The following is a 20,870-nucleotide window of genomic DNA, read 5'->3' as shown; positions in this document are numbered from 1 at the left end:
TTAGCGCACATCTGATTAGCCAGGCTTATCAATCATGCTCAAACACTGGCCACCCCTGAATGCCCTGCGAGGCTTCGAAGCCGCCGCGCGCCTGGGCAGTTTTCACCAGGCGGCGCAGGAACTGCACCTCACCCAATCGGCCATCAGCCAGCAGATCCGCAGCCTGGAAACCTTCCTCGAACAGCCGCTGTTCCATCGCAGCGGCCGCAGCGTGACCCTCACCGACGCAGGGCACGACCTGCGCAGTACCACCCAGTCGCTATTGCAACAACTGGCGGTGGGCATCCGCCGCCTGGAGCAGTACCGCAAGCCCAACCAGCTGGTGGTCAATACCAGCCCGGCCTTTGCCCGCCACTGGCTGCTGCCGCGGCTGGGGGAATTCCATCGCCTGCACCCGGAGGTGGACCTGTGGCTGTTCACCAGCTTCGAGCCACCGGACATGAGCACCCAGACCATCGACCTGACCTTGCGCGACGACCTCAGCGCCCAGGCCGAATGCAGCTACCTGGAGCTGTACAGCGACCGCCTCTACCCTGCCTGCCACCCCAGCGTGCTGGCGCAACCCGAAGCACTGCGCACCACCTTGCATGGCGAGCGGGAAATGGACTGGAGCCACTGGCTGGTGGAAGGCGGCAGCGACATTGGTCAACGCAGCAACGGCCTGAACTTTTCCGACCCGGGCCTGCTGCTGGACGCCGCCTGCGCCGGCCACGGCATTGCCCTGGTCAGCCAGCTTCTGAGCCAGCAGGCCCGGAGCCAGGGCTTGCTGAGCCCTTTGTGCGAACAGAGCGTGCGCGGCCCGACCTGGGCCTGGCTGATTCACCGCGACAGTGAAAGCAGCCCGCTGACCCGCAGTTTCTCGCAGTGGCTACAGGCTGCGCTGCAGGGTTCGGCCGAAGCTTGAGGCGCCCGCCCGGCAAGGACTGGAGCGATGCAAAACCGCTTTCCATTCCTGCCCCTAACCCCACGCGTGGCGGCGACTTAAGCTGGCGCCAGTGCAATCCGCACTGCCTTCCAGGAGCCGCCCGTGCCCCCGATCCACGACATCAACTGGCCGCTGTGGCTGTCCACCATGCTGCCCATGGCCCTGAGCGCCGGCCCCGGCAATCTGATGGTGGCCAGCTCCGGCGCCCGCAGCGGCGTGCGGCGTTCCCTGCGCTTCATCTGCGGGCTGGACCTGACCTACCTGCTCCTGGCGCTACTGGTGGGGCTGGGGCTGTATCACAGCCTGGCGGCGTACCCAGGGTTGCTCTGGGGGCTACGGATAGCGGGCAGCCTGTACATTTTCTGGCTGGGCCTGCGCCTGCTGCTGCGGCCGTTGCGCAAGCCTGGCGAGCAGAGTGAAGCCCTGCAGTTTCGTGATGGCGTGATGCTGCAACTGGGCAATGTGCAGGGTCTGGTGATGCTGCTGGTCATGTTCTCCACCTTCAGCCCGGGCGCCGATGCGGGCACTGCCGTGGTGCTGGCGCTCAGCGCCGCGCTGATCGCGGTGAACCTGTTCGGCCACCTGCTGTGGGCCAGCCTGGGCTCAAGCCTGCAGCGGCTGATGCGCGACCGCCCGCGCCTGCTGCTGGCGCAGAATGCGCTGTTCGGCTTGCTGCTGATGGCGGTGGCCGGGTGGCTATTGCTGCGTGGCGCCTAGCGCGTCAGCCGGCCTTGCCCTCACCCTGCAAGCCCTGGCGCGCCAGCAGATCGCAGAGAAATTCCGCCACCCGCTCGACCCGCTCCAGGCCCTGGGTCGCCAGGTTGCGCAGCAGCCAGATATCCGCGCGGTGAGCCGGAGCCTGGGGCAACACCCGGTGCAGGCCCAGGGGTTCTGCGATATAGGCCGGCAAGGCGGCAATCCCCAGGCCCGCCTGCACCGCCTTGAGCTGCGCCTCCAGGTTGCCGGTGCGCATCCACAACGGCTGATTACCGCTGAGCTGGTCCAGCCAGCGGGCCAGGGGCATATGGGCCAGGGTCTGGTTCCAGCCGATCAGCGAATGCTGGCGCAGCTGCGAAGGCTTCTCGGGGCAGCCATGGGCTGCGGCATAACCTGGGGAACAGAACAGCGCCTGGGTCAACTCGCCGACCCGGCGCAGGGTGAAGTTGCCGGCTTCCGGCCGTTGCAGGCGCAGCAGCAGGTCGCTGTGGCTCTGGGTGAGCTTGACCGAGCGCGCCGCATTGACGAAATCGAAGCTGATCTGCGGGTGCTGCAAGCGAAACTGCGCCAGTGCGGGAATGATCAGGTGGCTGCCCATCAACTCCGGGCATTCGATGCGCACCACCCCGGCCATGCGCGCGCCTGGCCGGGACAACTGACGTTCCATCAGGCGCAAGCGCTCCTCGATCTCCAGGGCCATGGGCAGCAGGGCCTGGCCGGCTTCGGTGAGGAAATAGCCCTGGGTGGTCTTGAGGAACAGCACGCTGCTCAAGGCCTGCTCCAGCACCAGGATCTTGCGCGAGACCGTCGAGGCCGACACTTTCAGCGCCTGCCCGGCGTCGGTGATGTTGCTGGCATTGGCGACGGCAATGAAAAACCGCAGATCGTCCCAGTTCACGCTTACCTGCCCTATCCCTGAAAACCCAGGCCCGGGATCTTATGCGAAATAAGCAGCGCAGCGGTCAGACTTTTCTCCTGTAAAGTGCCCAAAATCTTTCCTGCCCACGGATCGGGAGCCCCCATGATGGAACTGCACACCCCTCGCCTGAACCTGCGCCCCCTGAACGCCCATGACTGGGAGCTGTTCCTGGCCCTGCACAGCGACCCGGAAAACCTGCGCTATGTCTGCGATCCGCTCTCCCGGATGCAGATCGAGGAGCGTTTCACCTCGCGCCTGCCCCATTGGGACATGGATTGCGACCACTGGCTGTGCCTGGTGATCCGCGATCGCCACAGCGGCGAGGAGCTGGGCTTCACCGGCCTGCGAGTCAGCGACCGCTCCAGCGCCGAAGCCGAGGTCGGCTACCTGCTGGCCCCCGGTCATCAAGGCAAGGGCCTGGCCACGGAATCCCTGCGCACGCTGATGCAGTACGCCCGCCACAGCCTGGGCATCAAGCGCCTGGTGGCCACGGTCACCGACGGCAATGCAGCGTCCTGCCAGGTTCTGGAGCGATGCGGTTTCGTCTTCCAGCAACGTGACGAAGGGGCCTTCCGCAGGGGTGGCGAAGACTTCGACGACCTGATTTTCAGCTGCCCCCTGACGGCCTGAGTGCGGGTTTGCGCGACCCCGCCTACGCCTGCCTGGCGTGGGTTTTTCTTGACAGCGAAAATTCCCAACGGCTATTGTCTGACAACCTGACTACCAAGGTTTTACCCACCCATGCTTGAACTCCAGCGACCCGACTCTCTCGTTGTGCGCGTGGTCAATGCGATCCGCACCGAGATCGACTCCGGCCGCCTGGCCCCCGAATCGCGCCTGCCGACCGAGCAGCAACTGGCCGAGCAGTTGAACGTCAGCCGCTCGGTGATTCGCGAGGCCATCGCCCAGCTCAAGGCCGACGGCGTACTGATCGCCCGGCGTGGCCTGGGTTCGTACATTTCCAAGACCCCCGCCGGCACCGTGTTCCGTTTCCCCCAGGGCGATGGCCGCCTGCCGGACCTGGCGCAGATGTTCGAGATGCGTTTGTGGATCGAAACCCAGGCCGCGTCGATCGCCGCCCAGCGCCGCGACGCCGCCGACCTGCAACGGATGCAGGGCGCGTTGCAGGAAATGCACGACAAGCGCAGTGATTACGAAGCCGCGGGGCTGGCCGACGTGGAGTTCCACCGGGCCATCGCCGAGGCCAGCAAGAACGACTATTTCGTGGCCTTCCATGATTTTCTGCGCAGCCAGCTGACCAGCGCCCGCAAGGCCGCCTGGGAGAACTCGGCGCTGCGCATGGTGGGCGGTTCCGCCGATGCCACCCAGGAACACCAGGCGCTGTACCAGGCGATTGCCGCTGGCGACCGCCAGGCCGCCGCCGGTTGCGCCGACGCCCACTTGCGGGCTTCGGCCAAGCGCCTGGGCCTGGAGCTGCCGACTATCGATTGACCCCAGCTTCACGCTTCGAGCCGCATGCCACGGCCTGCGGTTTTTTGTCGGATTAGTTAGTCTGACAACCTGATAACCAGACCGAAACGCATTGGATCCAAGGTACCTAAGAACAATGATTTATGACTTTTGCATCATCGGCGGCGGCATCGTCGGCCTGGCTACGGCGATGGAGATCCTCAAGCGCCAGCCCGGCGCTTCGCTGGTCATCCTGGAAAAGGAAAACGTCCTGGCCAAGCACCAGACCGGGCACAACAGCGGGGTGATCCACGCCGGCATCTACTACGCTCCGGGCAGCCTCAAGGCCGACCTGTGCAAGCGTGGCGCCGAGGCCACCAAGCAGTTCTGCAGCGAGCACGGGATCAAGTTCGAGGTCTGCGGCAAGGTGCTGGTGGCGTCCAACGCCCTGGAAGTGCAGCGCATGGAGGCCCTGTACCAGCGCTCGCAACAGAACGGCCTGAAGGTGGAGCGCCTGGACGCCGAGCAACTGCGCCTGCGCGAACCGAATATCGTCGGCCTTGGCGGGCTGTTCCTCGACGCCACCGGCATCGTCGACTACCGCGAAGTCTGCGACACCATGGCCCGGGTGATCCGCCGCGAGGGCGGCGAGATCTGCCTGAGCCAGACCGTCACCGCGATCCAGGAAAGCGCCGACAGCGTCACCGTCAGCAGCCATGGCGGCAGCTGGCGGGCGAAGAAGCTGGTGGCCTGCGCCGGCCTGCAATCGGATCGCCTGGCGGTGATGGCCGGGGTGAAGATCGACCACCAGATCATCCCCTTCCGCGGCGAATACTTCCGCCTGCCGGCGTCGAAGAACAACATCGTCAATCACTTGATCTACCCGATCCCCGATCCGGAGCTGCCGTTCCTCGGGGTGCACCTGACCCGCATGATCGACGGCAGCGTTACCGTCGGCCCCAACGCGGTACTGGGCCTGGGCCGGGAGAACTACAGGAAGTTCTCCATCAACTGGCGCGACGTGGCGCAGTACGCCAGCTTCCCCGGTTTCTGGAAAACCATCTGGCAGAACCTCGGCTCCGGCACCACCGAGATGAAGAACTCGCTGTTCAAGTCCGGCTACCTGGAGCAGTGCCGCAAGTACTGCCCTTCCCTGCAAGTGGAAGACCTGCTGCCTTATGAGGCGGGGATCCGCGCCCAGGCGGTGATGCGCGACGGCAGCCTGGTGCACGATTTCCTGTTCGCCGAAACCCCGCGCATGTTGCACGTGTGCAACGCGCCCTCGCCCGCCGCCACCTCGGCGATTCCCATTGGCTCGATGATTGCCGACCGGATTTTCCAGGCCGCCTGAAACACCCCGCGCCATCACCTTGCAGCGCAGTGCCCCGGCACTGCCAAGCGGGCCGCGTGTCGCCGCAATACCCCTTGGCCGCCCTTTAGGGCGCGTCGCGCAAGGCTCGCGTCAACTCGACAATAACTACAATGATTCATGAGGATGTACGGATATGACCGCAGTTGAAACCAGCAGTACTGCAGCGGAAACCCCACAGCAAACCAAGAAACGCCTGCGCAAGGTCGCAGCGGCCACCATCTTCGGCTCGATGCTGGAGTGGTATGACTTCTACCTCTACGCCACCATGGCGGCCATCGTCTTCTCGAAAATCTTCTTCGATAACAGCAACCCGAAAAGCGCCACCCTGATGGCCTTCTCGACCTTTGCCATCGGCTTTATCGCCCGCCCCTTCGGCGGCATCCTGTTCGGCTACCTGGGGGACAAGTTCGGCCGCAAGCAGGTACTGGTGCTGACCTTCTGCCTGATGGGCGTGTGCACCGCGCTGATCGGCCTGATCCCCAGCTACGCATCGATCGGCATCTGGGCGCCGATCCTGCTGGTGGCAATCCGCATCATCCAGGGCCTGGGCGCCGGCGCCGAACTGTCCGGCGCGGCGGTCACCTCCTATGAACACGCCAGCGAGGGCAAGCGCGGCAGCCAGGGCGCCTGGCCGGCGCTGGGGCTGAACCTGGGCCTGCTGCTGTCGTCGCTGACCATCTACCTGCTGACCATCAACGGCAACGACTTCCTGCTGGCCGGCGGCTGGCGCATTCCGTTCGTCTGCAGCATCGTCCTGGTGGCCGTCGGCCTGTGGGTGCGCAACAGCATTCCGGAAACCCCGGAGTTCAAGGAACTGAGCAAGGAAAGCCAGAAAGCCAAGGCCTCGCCGCTCAAGGCGCTGTTCAAGAACGACCTCAAGGGCCTGGCCGTGGTGTTCTTCGTGGCGGTGGGCTACAACGCCCTGAGCTACATCTTCAAGACCTTCTCCCTGGCCTACCTGACCCAGTACAAGAACGTCGATGTGCACGTCACTTCGCTGTCGGTGACCATCGCCAGCCTGATCGCCATCGTCGCCGTGCCGTTCTTCGGCTGGCTCTGCGACAAGTGGAGCAGCAAGACCGTGCTGATCCTCGGCGGGCTGTTCTCGGTGCTGTTCGCCTACCCCTTCCTGGCCCTGCTCAACACCGGTGAGAGCCTGATGATCTACATCGCCATCGGCGTCGGCACCGGCATTCTGGCGCCGATGATGTTCGCCCCACAGGGCTCCTTCCTCAGCCGCCAGTTCCCCACCGCGACCCGCTCTTCGGGCTTCGGCACCGGGCGCGAGATCGGCACCGCCATCGCCGGTGGCCTGGCGCCGCTGGGCGCTCTGTCCCTGGTGACGGCCTCGGCCACCCACTCCACCGACGGCGTGGTGATCATTCTCGCCGTCGCCGCGGTGCTGGTGGTGGTGTTCGCCTTCCTCGACCAGGGCCGCAAGCACTCGGCCTTCAAGAACTGAGGCTGGACCCAACCCTGCCCGGGCCGCTCCAACGGCCCGGGCAGACTTTGCTAAGGTGGCCGCTGAACCCGCATTACAGGCCACCCCATGTCACCCGATAGCGCATTCGGCGTCGATGCCGACGGCTTGATCGCCCTTCCTGCCGAACCACCCCTGCAGCCCGAGTACCGAGCCCTGCTCGACGAGCTGTGCGCCGCCCTCACCGCTCCCGCCAGCCCGCCGCTGCATAGCCTGTACCTGTACGGCAGCGTCGCCCGTGGCACAGCCTGGCCTGGAGCTTCCGACCTGGACCTGTGCCTGATCCTGCAAGATCCCGCCGACCCGGTCGCGTGCCAGCATCTGGAAAACCTGCGCCAGGCCCTGCAAGCGCGCCACCCGCTGGTGTCGAAGATCGATTTCGATATCGGCGACCTCAACCAGGTGCTGGAAACGCGGAACCTCGACAGCTGGGGCTATTGGCTCAAGCACCATTGCCGCTGCCTGTGGGGCGAAGACCTGCGCTCGCGCTTTGCACCTTTCAGGCCCAGCCGGGAGATTGCCCTGGCGGTGAACGGTGACTTTCTCGCAGTGCTGGACGACTACGCCGAGCGCATCGACCGCGAACAGATGCCCGCCGAAGTCCTCCGGCTGCAACGGCAGGCCTCGCGCAAACTCGTTCGCGCCACCAACCTGCTGCGCCAGGAGCAGGAGCCGAGCTGGCCCCAGAGCCTGGATGAGCATGTGTGGCTGTTTGTGCAGCGCCATCCCGAGATGCGAGGGCCCATCGGCGAGTTTCGGCAAATAGCCGAAGCAAAGACATTAGCCTGTGACGGTTTCACCACGCGCTTACGGAACATCGCACAGTGGATGGCTCTACAAGCCTTCCCAGACTCTGCAATTTAGTTAACTACTGCTTCAGCTCACCAAGACACTGGCCTGACAGAGGGATAATGCGGCCCTGAAGGCTTCGGCACCTGTCTTGCAAAACTCCAGCTGAAGGCATGGCAAGCCCCTTATTGGCAATCACAAGGAGAATCAAAAGTGCTATCCCAAAAATTGATCAATGCACTAAAGAGCTCGAAGGGTATTGCAGACAATCACTATCTAGAACAACTACAACCAGCCTTGGCAGAACTTGATCAGGCCTACCAAGGCAATCCAGCACTCACTGAATATGTCATGCAACTGGACGAACTCCTGTCCAAGCCTCATTTCGAGCTGGAACCGCACCTCACCAACAAATTTGCACAACTATTGGGTGAGGCACATTTCTGGTTGCTCTGCACTCAGGCAGAGCTGAACCTCAAGCGCGTCTGCGAACAGAACGGCAAAAGAACCCCAGACTTCGAATTGTGCTCACATCCCGGCGAAGCTTTTTTTGAAGTCAAGACGCTTTCTGTCGCGACAGGCGACCTAGGAGTGGCCAAAACCATTGCCGACTCTCTGCTGACTCAACTCGATCTGGAAAGGCAGTTGCATGCAGGCAAGAGAGTCGCTTGCGCAACAACCGAGATCGCATCCTATGGGGAACAGGATCATGGCTGCCCAGACTTATTGCACGCCACACGGGTGCTGATTGAAAAGGCTCGACAAAACTTCAAGACAGATCAGTTCGCCAATCCAAATACATTCCTCGTACTGAATCTTTGCATGCTGCACCCGATCGAAAGCCACCCCCGGATACTGCGCCCCTCCTATCCTGATCTCGATGGCCAATACCCCACTTCAGTCACCGGTCAACTCTGGGCGCTCGCTTTCGGACACCCCGAAATGCTTGTACAAGGCCATTCTGAATTCGAAGGCAAGCCCTTTGTACTCGGCAAACTGGACAAAGAAGGAATCTTGCGCGAGTTCGAAAATATCAAAGGCATTCTCTTCATGATCCACCCGTTGCAAGAGCCTGCTTGTGTCTGGGCGCTGCTACGCAGCTACGAGAAGTTGAATGATGAAAACCCGCAACTGCTCGAAGAAATTCTGCGCCTTACAGGCATCCATCAGTGGAACGATGAATTGGATTGCAACGGCTTCGTCTTGAACTGAAATGCCGCGTTCAAGGAGAGCCTGCGGGCCCCACAGACCTCCTGCACTCTCCGAGACTGGTGCCTGACATTCAGATCTGCAGCACCTCGACTCCCTGCCGACGGTAATCCTCGATATCCCCGGTGATCACCTCCTGCTCGGTAATCAGCCGGTGCAAGCGGTTGCATGGCACCACCACGAAGGGTTCCATGGCGCCGAGCTTGTCGGCGGTGGTCACGGCGATGACCTCGCTGGCACTGTCGAACATTGCCTGCTTGATCGGCACCTCGTCGAAATGCAGGGAGCTGATGCCGATCTCCGGGTGGATCGCGCAGACGCCGGTGAACATCAGGTCGGCCTTGATCCCTTGGATCATGCGCAGTGCTTCATGGCCGCTGGCGGACAGGGTTGCCGGGTTGAGCTGGCCACCGGCGAGAATCACCCTGACCTTGGGGTACTCGGCCAGGGCCACGGCAATCATCGGCGAGGCGGTGACCGCGGTCAGGCTGATGCCCGCCGGCAGCGACTGGGCGATGTGCAGGGTGGTGGAGCCGGAATCGAACAGCACCGTCTGGCCGTCCTGCACCCATTGCACGGCATATTGCGCCAGGCGCAGTTTCGCCTCATTGGTTTCGCCGACCCGGGTGAAATAGTCCTTGCCGCTGTCCTTGGGCCGCGGCAGCGCGCCACCATGGACCCGCTGCACCAGGCCGCCGGCATCCAGCTCCGCCAGGTCGCGGCGGATGGTGTCTTCGGACACCGCGAAATGCCGGCTCAGTTCGGCGGCCATGACCTTGCCGTCGCGCTCCAGCAGCAGAAGGATTTTTTGCCGACGCAAGGATGGCAGCTCGGCTGGCGCGTGTTGACCTTGCATGTTTATGCCCGTTATTGCGTGTTTTCGCCAAGCTACACAGACACTCGGGCAAAAACAAGCAACCCGATCAGTTGATCAGCTGCGGCGCCCGTGAGCGGTACAAGGCCGCTTCCCCGAGGCGCTCGCGCACCAGCGCCTGGGCCTGGCGGGTCATCTGGTCCAACTGCCGGTCGCGCTTTTTCTCCGCTTCCAGCATGGCCTTGCGCCCGTGCTGGGCCAGCAGGTAGGTGTGGATCTGCCGCACTTCCACCGACTGGTAGATCGGTGCCACATCCAGCACCGCCAGCAGGCCGTTGCTGCCATGGTCCCGGGTGTTCATCAGCACCTGCGGGCCGCGGGCGCCCAGCAGCTGGAAGCCCAGGGCCTCGAAACACCCCACCTTGGCCACGTTGCAGGTAAGTTCCGCATGGGGGTAACGCGCCAGCATGGCTTGCAGCATCTGCCGGGCAATGCCCTGGCGCCGGTGGCCTTGCAGCACCGCCATGTACGCCACGGCGCAGGCCTGGGGATCGTCCTTGACCGGCAGGTACAGGGTGAAACCCAGCACCTGGTCCGGGGCCTGTGGGTCGGTGGCCACCACCAGCTCCACCGCGATCCCCCGGGAACCGTCCATGGCCTGCAGGTACAGGTGCACCTCATAGCCGACGCCGTACTGGTACAGGTTGTACAGCGGGTTGCTCGGGGCGATGGCCACCGCGCTGACGTCGGTGATGTAGTCCACCACCATCTGCTGGATCTGGCTCTGGATGGCTTCGGGCGGCGGGGCTTGGAACAGGGTGATGCTGGACATCGAGGCGGTGACTCCGAGGGTTGGGGCATGCCCGGCTACGGCGGGCGCGCCATGATAACCCGGCGCGGGTGACACAGGCGCACAACCGGGCAGCGCATCGGGTGCGTGCATCGGCGAAAAAGCGCGAATGGGATCGGGAGCAAGAGACTGGCTGGCTGCGGCTATGGCGGGGCCATGGCCGCAACCGGCACAGGATACGGATGCACCGGGGCATCCGCGGTGCCCCGCCCGACGAACGCGGGCGGGGCCGAGGGCTTACAGCGCCATGTCGGCCGCTGGGTTGCTCTCTGGCTTGGCCAGGCTGGCCGGAGCCTGAGGCGCCGCGCCCTTGACCGGCGGTGGCGGGGTCAGTTGCAGCACTTCAGCGGTGTAGGCCCATTCTTTGGCCACACGCTCAGGGCTGTCGTTCAGCGCAGTACCGTAGCTCGGCACGATCTGCTTGAGCTTCTCCTGCCAGGCCGGGGTCGCGACCTGGTCCTTGAAGACTTTCTGCAGCACGCTGAGCATGATCGGCGCGGCGGTCGAAGCACCTGGGGATGCGCCCAGCAGGCCGGCGATGCTGCCGTCTTCGGAGGCCACGATCTCGGTGCCCAGTTTCAGCACGCCGCCCTTCTCTTCGTCACGCTTGATGATCTGCACGCGCTGGCCGGCCTGCCACAGGCGCCAGTCTTCCTGCTTGGCGTTGGGGAAGTATTCCTTCAGCGCGGCGAAGCGGTCGTCATCCGACAGCATCAGCTGGCCGGCCAGGTATTCCACCAGCGGGTACTGCTCGATGCCCACCTTGGTCATCGGCCAGAAGTTGTGGGTGGTGGTGCTGGTCAGCAGGTCGAAGTACGAACCTTCCTTGAGGAACTTGGTGGAGAAGGTAGCGAATGGGCCAAACAGGATCACCCGCTTGCCGTCCAGCACACGAGTGTCCAGGTGCGGAACCGACATCGGTGGCGCGCCGACCGAAGCCTTGCCGTAGGCCTTGGCCAGGTGCTGCTCGGCCACGCTGGCGTTGTCGGTCACCAGGAACGAGCCACCCACCGGGAAGCCGGCGTATTCGTTGGCTTCAGGAATGCCCGACTTCTGCAGCAGGTGCAGGGCACCGCCGCCGGCGCCGATGAACACGAACTTGGCGTCAGTCTCGGTTTTCGAACCGTCCTTGAGGTTCTTGTAGGTCACGCGCCACGAGCCGTCTTTATTGCGCTCGATTTCCTGCACTTCGCTGGACAGTTTCAGCGCGAAGTTGGGCTGGGCTTGCAGGTGGGCAACGAACTGGCGAGTGATCTCGCCGAAGTTGACGTCGGTGCCGATCGGGGTCCAGGTCGCAGCGATCTTCTGCGCCGGGTCACGACCTTCCATCATCAGTGGAACCCACTTCTTGATCTGCTCGGCGTCTTCGGAGTACTGCATGCCGCTGAACAGCGGGCTGGCCTGCAGGGCCTCGTAGCGGGCCTTGAGGAACTTGATGTTGTCATCGCCCCAGACGAAGCTCATGTGCGGGGTGGAGTTGATGAACGAACGCGGGTTCTTCAGGACGCCGTTCTTGACCTGCCAGGACCAGAACTGCCGGGAAATCTGGAACGCTTCGTTGATCTCGATGGCCTTGGCGATCTCGATCTTGCCGTCCTTGCCTTCCGGCGTGTAGTTCAGCTCGGCCAAAGCGGAGTGGCCGGTACCGGCGTTGTTCCAGCCGTTGGAGCTTTCTTCTGCGACGCCGTCCAGGCGCTCGACCATCTCCATCGACCAATCCGGCTGCAGCTCATTGAGCCAGACCCCCAGGGTCGAACTCATGATGCCGCCACCGATCAGCAGCACATCCACTTTCTTCGGCTCAGCCGCGTGCGCGGTCGTGAGGCCTATCGACATCGCCAGCCCGATCAGGGCCGTGTTCACTTTCTTAAACATTCTGAGTACCTACGATAGAACGCCATCCGCCGCCCCATCCTCGATCCTGCGTACTCCGGTGATTGCGAAACAGTCATTTCGCAGGTCCTGGACCAACACATTCAAAAGAACTGGAGGGTGGGCACACAAGGCCGACGAGACAGGCTCGACCTCAGTTTTATATCGCTCCGGCGCTGACTTCTTGTCGTTCTTGGCTTCAGCTACTTGAGTGACAGTGTTTCTCAGGGCACGTCACGGGACGCAACCAACAGGCAGTTTCCCCCTGCCCGACCTTGCGCGCCGCAAACTGCCGGACGAACAAGAATGACGCCCGCAACTGCGGGGGCCAACAGGAAATTAGGGGTCGGGTTCAACCAAAGAGGTAAACGAACACTGCCTGACATTACATTCGGCGGGGTCGTGCAGACACTCCCACAGCCTTGCAAGGGACCCGAACAGGCCACTTGAAGCTAAGCACGGGTAAGGTATTTCTGCACAAACGATGAACCGATTCAGCGCAAGAATATCATTACGGCATCAGCCTGTCTTGGCCGGAGCCACGAGCCGCCCGCCCGGGAAAACCTCGACGCTGTACGACACCTGCCGCAATCAATGCGTCACAACGACGCTGGCCGCCCCTCATTCACAGCGGCAAATGCGCCTTCGCCAAGAGGCGACCTTGATGCATGATGGCACCGCGCCACAACACCACCTTCACCCATTTGCTGCAAAGGACGGCCATGCCAGGTATCGACAGTGTTGCAACAGAGTTCCGCGCGTTCCTGAAGTCCTGGGAACAGGAGCGCCCGCACCTTCCCTCGGCCCTCAGCGTGCTCGGCAATGGTTTCGAGGGCTGGCTGAAGTTCGAATTCTATTTCTGGCTGATCCAGCACCGGGGGTTGGCCGGGCCACGCGACGGCTGGCTCGGCGACGTGGGCGTGGAATACAAGGTCGCCCTGGACCAGCGCTGGTCCGACATGGACATTCACCATAAGCAATGTGACCTGTGGATCCGCGACGCAGACAAGCAGCGCTTCCACTTCATCGAACTCAAGGCGCCCTTTGCCAACGCCAACCAAGGCAAGTTGTTCATCTCGGCATCGGACGACTACTGGTACATGACACGCCTGAAGGCCAAGGAAGAAAAGGTCGCCAGCGGCAGCGTGATCATCTTCGGCGTCGGCTTCACAGAGGATAAATGGACAAAGCATCTGGAGGCGGTCGAGGAATACACCGGCTGGGTCGAACACGCCTCCCGCGATATTGGCGAAGTACCCGGGGTCGAGAACCTGCGCTGGGCCGTGCTGACCATGCACTACCCCAGCTAGCTGCAATCCGGCCTTCGATCGTTCAGGCAAATTGGATAGGATGCTGCGCTGCAACGCCGGGAAAGCACCCGGCGCCGCGCCCCCAAGAACAACAAGGAACAACCATGCACCCGACCTCACTGCAAGACACCACCGCCCCCGAAGGCGTGTGCTTCGGCTGCGGCAGCAGCAACCATCACGGCCTGCACATCAAGAGCCACTGGCACGAGGACGGTGTGCACGTGGTGGCCGAGCACCTGCCCGACGCCAAGTACTGCGGCTGGCCGGACCTGGTCTACGGCGGCCTGATCGCCATGCTGGTGGACTGCCACTCCAACTGGACCGCCATGGCCTACCACTACCGCAACGAACAGCGCGAGCCCGGCAGCCTGCCACGCATCGACTGCGTCACCGGCAACCTGGGCATCAAGTTCATCAAGCCCACCCCCATGGGCGTGCCCCTGACCCTGCGCGCCAGGGTCGAGGGTGAAGTAGGCCGCAAGAGCCAGGTGATCTGCGAGGTGTATGCCGGCGATGTGCTGACCGCCATTGGCGATTCGGTCTTCGTGCGGGTCGATACCAGCCAGCTCGCGGCAGCGGCTCACGGTAGAGACGCCTGAGCCGAGGGCCTGGGAAGGCGGTCGGAACTATCGCGCATGCAGGTGGGACAGGTGCCGATAGCCCGCCGCTCGGGCAAAATCCGCCAGCCGCCACAACGAACCGTTGGCCCCCCAGGTGCCATCAGCCACGTCATCCAGCAGGATCGAGGTCATCAGCATTCGCGGATCGTCCTCTGCCAGACAGGCGGCCAGCGCCTGATGCAAGCCCTCGACATAGGCCTGGCGCTGGGCAGCATCGAGCACGCCCGCCGGGACCTTGACCCGGACCATGCAAGGAACCGCCTGGGCACTGGAGTCGGCACCTCCACAACTCCAGAAGCCCGGCGCCAGCTCTTCCAGCAGTACCCAGCACAACGCCCGCTGACGGGGGTCATCACCTATTTGCTCCACCGTCAGGGCCACTTGGGTAACCTCTTGCAAGACCTTGGCACGCTGCCGGGCATCGAAAGCGCCCTGGGGGATCTTGATCAGAATATTAGGCATCGGCATCACCACTTACACAGAAAAGGAGCGGCTATTGAGCCTGTGCTCATCCCTGGCCAACAGCGACCGATTCGACATCTTTCATGCATAATCCGCCAATGAACGATTTCACCGTCTTGCTCCTACCCGGTTCCTTTGCCTCCAGCGTCGCCCTGACCCTGGACATGCTTTCCAGCGCCGCGCTGCTGGCCCCACGCCTGGGGCTCGGGGCTCCGCGCTGGCGGGTTTGTGCCTTGCAGGCTGGCCAGGTAGCCCTGGGCCAGGGCCTGCTGCTCGAGGTCGAGGCCCTGGATGCCAGGGACGATGATCGGTCCTGCTGGATAGTGCCGGGGCTGGGCATTGACACCCCCGAGGCCATCGCCCAGCGCCTGCTGCAAGCAGACATTGCCCCGTTGCTGGATGCATTGCGCGATCATCTGGAACTCGGAGGCGAAGTGGCGGCATCCTGTTCCGCCGTTTTCCTGTTGCAGGCCGCCGGGCTCCTGCCCGGGCGCCGGGTTACGACCTCCTGGTGGTTGGCGCCGCTGCTGCAAGAGTGGGCCGTCGACACCAAGGTGGATCCGGACCAGATGGTTGTGGTCGACCCTCCGCTAACCACCGCCGGAGCAGCATTTGGCCAATCGGATTTGATGCTGCATCTGCTGCGCAGCCGTTTCGGCACGAGCTTGGCAGACGCGGTGGGGCAGACGCTGCTGATTGATCGGCGGCAATTGCAGGCACCGTTTCGGGTACCGGCAATGATGGCCCAGGGCAGCACCCTGATCAGCCGGCTTACCGCCCATATCGAAGCCGGCTTGCCAAACCTGCCCAGCGTCGGCGAACTGGCCGCACAGTTCAGCATGTCCGAACGGACCCTGGGTCGCCAGATACGCAAGGTCACCGGCCACAGCAGCTTGCGCCTGATCCAGAATGTGCAACTGAACCGGGCGAGGGCTCTGTTGCAAAGCAGCAAATATTCGGTGGAGCGCGTGGCCGAACAGGTGGGATACCAGGACGCCACGGCCCTGCGCCGGCTGATGCGCAAGTTGCTCAACGCCACTCCGAGGCAATTGCGCTGAGCCCACCACGGTCCCCAGGCAAGAGGACTTTTGATACATTGCCGCTCCCTTTCTTTCGAACAGGACACCTGCCCTGACCATGGACATTCAGGAAATCCAGCGCCGCCTGGCCAAGCCGGCGCTGCAATTGATTCCCGGCGGTTTTCGCCCCTCCGGCAGCGACGAGGAAAGCTGGCTGGGCCAGGTTTTTCTATTTCGCGAGGATGAAGAGCTGCCGCGCAACAGCGCCGGGGAAACCCTGCTGCCGTTCGCCCAGTTCTATCTGCCGGCGCTGCCCTTCCATAGCCCGCTGCTGGAAAGCGTGCGGGTGCTCACGGTGTTCGTCGCCAACCCCTTTCCCGAGCCCCTGGAACCCATGGGCGAGCGCTGGCTGATCCGTGAATACCGTGCCGAGGATGTGCTGGTGCGCAAGGACCTGACTGCCCCCGGGGCCTTTCTCAAGCCCTTCCCGCTCAAGCCCGAGGCAGTGCCCGCAGACTTTCCGCTGTGGGACGGCGGTGGCGTGCCAGAGGACCTGGAGCGGGAAATCCTCGAACTGGAAAACTCCGGGCAGATCGAGTGCTACTACGACCTGGTGAACCATTGCTACCAGCACAAGCTCGGGGGCTACCCCTCGTTCTGCCAGTCGGGAATCGATGTCGGGGACGGCTTCGAATTCGTGATGCAGATTTCCTCCGACGCCAAGATCAACCTCAACGTGGTGCACGGCGGCAGCCTGATGTTCTGGAAACACCCCGCCAGCGGCGAATGGGCGCTGTACTACGACTTCCATTGAGGCGCAGCGGCTAACACCGATTTCATCCACCGGCGGATGAAATGCCCCGGCGCCGGGTGCATCATGGGCGCTGTCCAATTCCCGGGAGACTTGCATGCCCATGCGCTCACTGTTCTTGCCCGCCACAGCCCTGGCCCTGGGCTTGCTGGCGGCCACCGGCGCCGTCGCCGACGACCAGTCGCAACTGATCGAATCGATCAACGCCTACCGCAGCCAGCCGCAACGCTGCGCCAACCAGGCCTCCTCGGAGCTGCCGCCGCTGACCGGCGACCCACGGCTAATCCTGCCGGTGGACAACGTCGGTGACCTGCAGCAGGCCCTGGCCCGGGCGGCCTACCCCATGGTCAACGTGCAGGCCATCAGCCTCTCCGGCCCCCGGGATGCCCAGGCGGCGATGCAGGCGGTACGCGAGAGCTTCTGCCAGGTGGTGCTGGACCCGCAGTTCGTCGATATCGGTGTCAATCGCCAGGCCAACCAGTGGCGCATCGTGCTCGCGCGACCGCTGCTGTCCGCGCGCCTGGGGGACTGGCAGGCCGAGGGCCAGCAACTGCTCGCGCAGATCAACAGTGCCCGCGGCCAGCCCCGGCAATGCGGTGGCCAGGGTTTTGCCGCCACCGCGCCCCTGGCCTGGAACGCCACCCTAGGCACCACCGCCGAGGAACACAGCCGGGCCATGGCCAACCAGAACTACTTCGACCACAAGGACCATGACGGCCGCACCCCGGGTGACCGCGCGGAACTGGCAGGCTATGCCGGCCAGCAGGTGGGCGAGAATATCGCCGCCGGCCAGGACACGGTGCGCAAGGTGGTGGACGGCTGGCTGGCCAGCCCCGGGCATTGCGCCAACCTGATGAACCCGGCCTACAGCGAGCTGGGCGCGGCCTACGCGGTGGACCCGAAAAGCGATGCCGGCATTTACTGGACCGCGATGTTCGGCGCGCCCTGAGCCCAGTGCCCGGGGCGTGGCTGCCACGCCCTGAAGCTGCAACCGGGCCCCCAGGACAACGAAGGAGCGACACTCACTCACCCCGGCCTGCGCGGTGCGCGGCCGGTTGGCCCGCACAACCATCGGTCGGCCGTCCTCACGGTGCGCCCGGGGCTTCTATGCTTGTAGCCCTGCCTTCGGATCATTCGCTCTCCCTCACACAGGAACGCTGATCATGCAAACCTTCGGTTACGCAGCGCAGTCCGCCGGGGTTCCCCTGGCGCCTTTCACCTTCCAGCGTCGCGCCCTGCGCGCCAACGATGTGGCGATGGAAATCCTCTATTGCGGGGTCTGCCACTCCGACCTGCACCAGGCGCGCAACGACTGGGGCGCCAGCCGCTACCCCATGGTCCCGGGCCACGAGATCGTCGGCCGGGTCACCGCCGTCGGCCCCGAGGTCAAGCAGTACAAGGTCGGCGACAGCGTCGCCGTCGGCTGCATGGTGGACTCCTGCCAGGTGTGCGACCAGTGCCGCAAGGGCGAAGAACAGATGTGCCGCGAGCACAATACCCAGACCTACAACGGCCTGGACCGCCTCACCCGCGAGGTGACCTACGGCGGCTATTCCAAGCACCTGGTGGTGCGCGAAGAATTCGTCCTGCGGGTGCCCGAAGGCCTGGACCTGGCCAAGGCCGCGCCGCTGCTATGCGCCGGCATCACCACCTATTCGCCGCTGCGCACCTGGAATGTCGGGCCCGGCAGCCGGGTCGGGGTCATCGGCCTCGGTGGCCTGGGGCACATGGCGGTCAAGCTGGCGGTGGGCATGGGAGCCAAGGTCACGGTCCTGAGCCGCAGCGCCGACAAGCGCGCCGACGCCCTGGCCCTGGGCGCCGATGCACTGCTGGTGTCCAGCGACCCGCAGGCCATGGCCCGCGCCCAGTCGAGCTTCGACCTGATCATCGACACCATTCCGGTGCGCCACGACGTCTCGCCCTACATGCCCCTGCTGGACATCGACTGCACCCTGGTGATCGTCGGCCAGGTCGGGCCGATCGACGAACAACTGACCCTGCCCATGCTCCTGGGCCGGCGCCGGCTGGCCGGTTCACCCATCGGCGGCATCGCCCAGACCCAGGAAATGCTCGACTTCTGCGCGCGCAAGAACATCCTCCCGGACTGCGAAATGATCGCCATGCAGGACATTAACCAGGCCTTCGAACGCATGGAACGGGCCGATGTGCGCTACCGCTTCGTGATCGACATGGCGTCCCTGGGCAGCGGCGCCTGAAACCCGGCCTGGCACCAGCAGTGAACGCTCGCAAGTGAATGAAGGGTCGATGACGGCACCCTTGCCTATTGCTTTGCACCGCCGTGTCGATAACCCGTCACACCGCTCCCTCTGGCGCGCCGCTGCCCGCATCCGGGCCGCGACGCACCAGAGGGGGTGACCGACCTTCATTCGATAGCGAGACGATTCAATGGTTATGTTCCTGATCCTGTCAGGGCTGGCACTTACGGTGGCGATGCAGTTCGCGATTTTCTGCGTGGCCCTGAAGAATTCTTTGGGCAATGCCATCCTCAGCCTGTTCATTCCCTTCTATGTATACGTCTACGCCAGGAAAGACCCGCAAGCCCGGCCCTTTCTCTGGGGCTGGTACCTGGGCATAGCGCTGCTGGTCGCGGGGGTTCTGGCCTCGGCCTAGGCACCGCGCCACAGGCTGCCCCCGCCCAGGCACAAAGCAAAAGCCCCGAACATTCGGGGCTTTTTTTCATCAGGCCTGCCTGCAACTCATTTGTTGGCCGCCATCTGCCCCGCTTCGCCCTGGCTCACCAGGGCCTTGAGCGATGCGTCGAACTGCTTCAGGGCATCGACCTGCAACTCGGTCTGCTGGTTGATCTGCGCAGCGATCTCCGGCGCCGCCTTGCCCCGTACCCAGACCGACGGCAGTTCCTTGGCCTGGATCCCGGCTGCCTGGCCGATGTACTGCAGGTTGGTGTCATAGAACTTGGCGATGAAGCGCGCCTCGACCTTGCTGTTGCGCTTGGTCACCAGCTGGTTGTAGGTATCGAGCATCACCACCACATCGGGGTGGGCCTGGACCACCGCGTCAAGGCTGTCATAGACGGTCACCGAACCGAAATGCTTCTGCAGCGAAGCCATCAGCCAGTCGATTGCCCGTTTCGGGTCCGAGCTGTTGACGAAGGCTTGGCTGATGCGCGGATCGAGGCCGGCATTCTTCGCCCCGTTGAGCGCCACCGCATGGTAGTGCTCCAGGTATTGCAGAGTGCTGATGGTGTTTTCGCTGTACAGCACGCCTACCGACTGCGCGTGCTGCAGGTCGGTGCTGCTGTCGGCCATGGGCAGGAAGTGGCAGGAGGTGTCTTCAGTGGCGAGGGTGGCCGCAGAAGCCCCGGTTCCCGCGATCAAAAGCACCACGAGGGTCACTAGAGTCGAGATTCTCATCGGGTGTTTCCTTCTGCAGCAAGCACGGTGTAAGCGCTATCTTCCTCCTTTGCCGGAAAAACGGAACCTGCACTTTTTGATGATAACTATCGATTGCAGCAATGGTTGACAATGGGCACCGATGCGCCTCGAAGGCGGTGGCCTGCGCCGCTCGCGCCCTTCGATAAAGCCGTCAATTTCTGGCATACAGCTCGCCCTGGCCCCGATAGAATCAAGCCCCCTTTTTCTGCAAGACGAGTCCGGACCATGGATGCTCACTCGATACTGACCTACACCCTGGTGGCAGCCATCGCCATCGCCAGCCCCGGCCCCGCTACCCTGGTGGCGCTGCACAACAGCGTGGCCTACGGCGCCAAGTCCACTATCTGGTCATCGTTGGGCAATGTCAGCGGGCTGTTCTGCATGTCTGCCGCGGCCATGCTCGGCCTCGGGGCACTGATCGCCAGTTCCGAATGGATTTTCAACGCGGTGAAGATCGTCGGTGCCGGCTACCTGTTCTACCTGGGTGCCAAGCAGCTGTTCAGCAAGAGCCAACTGCTGAGCGAAGCCAGCGCAGACAGCACCAAGGTCGGCAAGCCGCCGCGCCTGAAGCTGTTCAAGTCGGCCTTCCTGACCGCCGCCACCAACCCCAAGGCGACCATCTTCTTCACCGCCCTGTTCCCCCAGTTCATCGACCAGCACGCCGCGCTGCTGCCGCAGTTCTTCATCCTGACCCTGATCTTCATGGCGCTGTCGTTGACCTCCCTCAGCGTCTACGCGGTGCTGGCCTCCCGGGCCAAGGGCGTGCTGACCCGGCCGGCCCTGTCCAAGTGGGTCAACCGGGTGGTGGGTTCCACCTTTATCTTCTTCGGCACCACCATCCTCGCCATGCGCCGGCAAACGGCCTGAGCCCTCAGACG

22 protein-coding genes are annotated in these 20,870 nt (G+C 63.6%); 16 read left to right on the top strand and 6 right to left on the bottom strand.

Annotation, left to right across the window (positions count from 1 at the left end; translation table 11 throughout):
- Positions 1-34: 34 nt before the first annotated feature.
- Both KI242_RS12995 and KI242_RS12990 read left to right on the top strand, forming a co-directional pair.
- Positions 35-904, top strand: coding sequence for a LysR family transcriptional regulator (locus KI242_RS12995; RefSeq protein WP_077933882.1), 870 nt, complete (start codon positions 35-37; stop codon positions 902-904).
- 123 nt (positions 905-1,027) lie between these two features.
- The gene (locus KI242_RS12990) at positions 1,028-1,642 is read left to right on the top strand and encodes a LysE family transporter (protein ID WP_053150793.1); all 615 of its coding nucleotides are present in this window, start codon (positions 1,028-1,030) and stop codon (positions 1,640-1,642) included.
- Positions 1,643-1,646: 4 nt separating this feature from the next.
- Here KI242_RS12990 and KI242_RS12985 read toward each other — a convergent pair whose 3' ends face one another.
- On the bottom strand, positions 1,647-2,540 hold the full coding sequence (locus KI242_RS12985; protein ID WP_210671638.1) for a LysR family transcriptional regulator: 894 nt from the start codon (positions 2,538-2,540) through the stop codon (positions 1,647-1,649).
- A gap of 123 nt (positions 2,541-2,663) precedes the next feature.
- Between KI242_RS12985 and KI242_RS12980 the strand changes: the two genes are divergently transcribed.
- The 6 genes from KI242_RS12980 to KI242_RS12955 all read left to right on the top strand — a co-directional run bounded on the left by KI242_RS12980 (position 2,664) and on the right by KI242_RS12955 (position 8,824).
- Positions 2,664-3,191, top strand: coding sequence for a GNAT family N-acetyltransferase (locus KI242_RS12980; RefSeq protein ID WP_212806232.1), 528 nt, complete (start codon positions 2,664-2,666; stop codon positions 3,189-3,191).
- 111 nt (positions 3,192-3,302) lie between these two features.
- The gene (locus tag KI242_RS12975) at positions 3,303-4,013 is read left to right on the top strand and encodes a FadR/GntR family transcriptional regulator (RefSeq protein ID WP_212806231.1); all 711 of its coding nucleotides are present in this window, start codon (positions 3,303-3,305) and stop codon (positions 4,011-4,013) included.
- Between the two features lie 115 nt (positions 4,014-4,128).
- Positions 4,129-5,322, top strand: coding sequence for an L-2-hydroxyglutarate oxidase (lhgO, locus tag KI242_RS12970; protein ID WP_174394993.1), 1,194 nt, complete (start codon positions 4,129-4,131; stop codon positions 5,320-5,322).
- 154 nt (positions 5,323-5,476) lie between these two features.
- Positions 5,477-6,805, top strand: coding sequence for an MFS transporter (locus KI242_RS12965; protein ID WP_015635186.1), 1,329 nt, complete (start codon positions 5,477-5,479; stop codon positions 6,803-6,805).
- An 87-nt stretch (positions 6,806-6,892) separates the two neighbouring features.
- The gene (locus KI242_RS12960) at positions 6,893-7,687 is read left to right on the top strand and encodes a nucleotidyltransferase domain-containing protein (RefSeq protein WP_123430984.1); all 795 of its coding nucleotides are present in this window, start codon (positions 6,893-6,895) and stop codon (positions 7,685-7,687) included.
- Between the two features lie 138 nt (positions 7,688-7,825).
- Positions 7,826-8,824, top strand: coding sequence for a hypothetical protein (locus tag KI242_RS12955; protein ID WP_081007125.1), 999 nt, complete (start codon positions 7,826-7,828; stop codon positions 8,822-8,824).
- A gap of 70 nt (positions 8,825-8,894) precedes the next feature.
- Here KI242_RS12955 and KI242_RS12950 read toward each other — a convergent pair whose 3' ends face one another.
- From KI242_RS12950 to mqo, 3 genes are all read right to left on the bottom strand, one after another.
- Positions 8,895-9,677 (bottom strand): DeoR/GlpR family DNA-binding transcription regulator, encoded by a 783-nt coding sequence (locus KI242_RS12950; protein ID WP_123430985.1) that lies wholly within the window; start codon positions 9,675-9,677, stop codon positions 8,895-8,897.
- Between the two features lie 67 nt (positions 9,678-9,744).
- Complete coding sequence (locus KI242_RS12945; RefSeq protein ID WP_212806230.1) at positions 9,745-10,467, bottom strand: GNAT family N-acetyltransferase; 723 nt, start codon at positions 10,465-10,467, stop codon at positions 9,745-9,747.
- A 255-nt stretch (positions 10,468-10,722) separates the two neighbouring features.
- Positions 10,723-12,360 carry a malate dehydrogenase (quinone) gene (gene mqo / locus KI242_RS12940; RefSeq protein ID WP_011060725.1) on the bottom strand — a complete coding sequence of 546 codons (1,638 nt, stop codon included), beginning with the start codon at positions 12,358-12,360 and terminating at the stop codon, positions 10,723-10,725.
- A gap of 665 nt (positions 12,361-13,025) precedes the next feature.
- Between mqo and KI242_RS12935 the strand changes: the two genes are divergently transcribed.
- Both KI242_RS12935 and KI242_RS12930 read left to right on the top strand, forming a co-directional pair.
- On the top strand, positions 13,026-13,667 hold the full coding sequence (locus tag KI242_RS12935; RefSeq protein WP_011060724.1) for a hypothetical protein: 642 nt from the start codon (positions 13,026-13,028) through the stop codon (positions 13,665-13,667).
- 104 nt (positions 13,668-13,771) lie between these two features.
- Complete coding sequence (locus tag KI242_RS12930) at positions 13,772-14,266, top strand: PaaI family thioesterase (protein ID WP_011060723.1); 495 nt, start codon at positions 13,772-13,774, stop codon at positions 14,264-14,266.
- Between the two features lie 27 nt (positions 14,267-14,293).
- Here the strand turns inward: KI242_RS12930 and KI242_RS12925 are convergent, their stop codons facing one another.
- Complete coding sequence (locus tag KI242_RS12925; protein ID WP_169893677.1) at positions 14,294-14,749, bottom strand: tautomerase family protein; 456 nt, start codon at positions 14,747-14,749, stop codon at positions 14,294-14,296.
- Between the two features lie 98 nt (positions 14,750-14,847).
- Here KI242_RS12925 and KI242_RS12920 point away from each other — a divergent pair, with 98 nt between their 5' ends.
- The 5 genes from KI242_RS12920 to KI242_RS12900 all read left to right on the top strand — a co-directional run bounded on the left by KI242_RS12920 (position 14,848) and on the right by KI242_RS12900 (position 19,210).
- Positions 14,848-15,807 carry a helix-turn-helix domain-containing protein gene (locus tag KI242_RS12920; RefSeq protein ID WP_011060721.1) on the top strand — a complete coding sequence of 320 codons (960 nt, stop codon included), beginning with the start codon at positions 14,848-14,850 and terminating at the stop codon, positions 15,805-15,807.
- Between the two features lie 79 nt (positions 15,808-15,886).
- Positions 15,887-16,582 carry a hypothetical protein gene (locus KI242_RS12915; RefSeq protein WP_053157793.1) on the top strand — a complete coding sequence of 232 codons (696 nt, stop codon included), beginning with the start codon at positions 15,887-15,889 and terminating at the stop codon, positions 16,580-16,582.
- A gap of 100 nt (positions 16,583-16,682) precedes the next feature.
- Entirely contained in the window at positions 16,683-17,528 is an 846-nt protein-coding gene (locus tag KI242_RS12910) for a CAP domain-containing protein (RefSeq protein ID WP_170866308.1), read from the top strand.
- Positions 17,529-17,742: 214 nt separating this feature from the next.
- Positions 17,743-18,795, top strand: coding sequence for an NAD(P)-dependent alcohol dehydrogenase (locus KI242_RS12905; protein ID WP_212806229.1), 1,053 nt, complete (start codon positions 17,743-17,745; stop codon positions 18,793-18,795).
- 196 nt (positions 18,796-18,991) lie between these two features.
- The gene (locus KI242_RS12900; protein WP_019094443.1) at positions 18,992-19,210 is read left to right on the top strand and encodes a hypothetical protein; all 219 of its coding nucleotides are present in this window, start codon (positions 18,992-18,994) and stop codon (positions 19,208-19,210) included.
- Positions 19,211-19,296: 86 nt separating this feature from the next.
- Here KI242_RS12900 and KI242_RS12895 read toward each other — a convergent pair whose 3' ends face one another.
- On the bottom strand, positions 19,297-19,971 hold the full coding sequence (locus KI242_RS12895; RefSeq protein WP_212806228.1) for an ATPase: 675 nt from the start codon (positions 19,969-19,971) through the stop codon (positions 19,297-19,299).
- Between the two features lie 246 nt (positions 19,972-20,217).
- Here KI242_RS12895 and KI242_RS12890 point away from each other — a divergent pair, with 246 nt between their 5' ends.
- Complete coding sequence (locus KI242_RS12890; protein ID WP_041752171.1) at positions 20,218-20,859, top strand: LysE family translocator; 642 nt, start codon at positions 20,218-20,220, stop codon at positions 20,857-20,859.
- Positions 20,860-20,870 lie beyond the last annotated feature (11 nt).

This window comes from Pseudomonas sp. Eqa60 (genome assembly GCF_018326405.1).
GTDB classification, from domain to species: Bacteria; Pseudomonadota; Gammaproteobacteria; order Pseudomonadales; family Pseudomonadaceae; genus Aquipseudomonas; species Aquipseudomonas protegens.
This window is presented reverse-complemented; position numbering and strand designations above follow the sequence as displayed.

Coding starts and splice junctions, on each gene's coding strand:
- KI242_RS12945 (WP_212806230.1), bottom strand. CDS start 10,467: ATGTCCAGCATCACCCTGTTCCAAGCCCCGCCGCCCGAAGCCATCCAG.
- mqo (WP_011060725.1), bottom strand. CDS start 12,360: ATGTTTAAGAAAGTGAACACGGCCCTGATCGGGCTGGCGATGTCGATA.
- KI242_RS12890 (WP_041752171.1), top strand. CDS start 20,218: ATGGATGCTCACTCGATACTGACCTACACCCTGGTGGCAGCCATCGCC.
- KI242_RS12975 (WP_212806231.1), top strand. CDS start 3,303: ATGCTTGAACTCCAGCGACCCGACTCTCTCGTTGTGCGCGTGGTCAAT.
- lhgO (WP_174394993.1), top strand. CDS start 4,129: ATGATTTATGACTTTTGCATCATCGGCGGCGGCATCGTCGGCCTGGCT.
- KI242_RS12920 (WP_011060721.1), top strand. CDS start 14,848: ATGAACGATTTCACCGTCTTGCTCCTACCCGGTTCCTTTGCCTCCAGC.
- KI242_RS12910 (WP_170866308.1), top strand. CDS start 16,683: ATGCGCTCACTGTTCTTGCCCGCCACAGCCCTGGCCCTGGGCTTGCTG.
- KI242_RS12895 (WP_212806228.1), bottom strand. CDS start 19,971: ATGAGAATCTCGACTCTAGTGACCCTCGTGGTGCTTTTGATCGCGGGA.
- KI242_RS12925 (WP_169893677.1), bottom strand. CDS start 14,749: ATGCCTAATATTCTGATCAAGATCCCCCAGGGCGCTTTCGATGCCCGG.
- KI242_RS12915 (WP_053157793.1), top strand. CDS start 15,887: ATGGACATTCAGGAAATCCAGCGCCGCCTGGCCAAGCCGGCGCTGCAA.
- KI242_RS12950 (WP_123430985.1), bottom strand. CDS start 9,677: ATGCAAGGTCAACACGCGCCAGCCGAGCTGCCATCCTTGCGTCGGCAA.
- KI242_RS12935 (WP_011060724.1), top strand. CDS start 13,026: ATGATGGCACCGCGCCACAACACCACCTTCACCCATTTGCTGCAAAGG.
- KI242_RS12900 (WP_019094443.1), top strand. CDS start 18,992: ATGTTCCTGATCCTGTCAGGGCTGGCACTTACGGTGGCGATGCAGTTC.
- KI242_RS12965 (WP_015635186.1), top strand. CDS start 5,477: ATGACCGCAGTTGAAACCAGCAGTACTGCAGCGGAAACCCCACAGCAA.
- KI242_RS12995 (WP_077933882.1), top strand. CDS start 35: ATGCTCAAACACTGGCCACCCCTGAATGCCCTGCGAGGCTTCGAAGCC.
- KI242_RS12930 (WP_011060723.1), top strand. CDS start 13,772: ATGCACCCGACCTCACTGCAAGACACCACCGCCCCCGAAGGCGTGTGC.
- KI242_RS12905 (WP_212806229.1), top strand. CDS start 17,743: ATGCAAACCTTCGGTTACGCAGCGCAGTCCGCCGGGGTTCCCCTGGCG.
- KI242_RS12960 (WP_123430984.1), top strand. CDS start 6,893: ATGTCACCCGATAGCGCATTCGGCGTCGATGCCGACGGCTTGATCGCC.
- KI242_RS12980 (WP_212806232.1), top strand. CDS start 2,664: ATGATGGAACTGCACACCCCTCGCCTGAACCTGCGCCCCCTGAACGCC.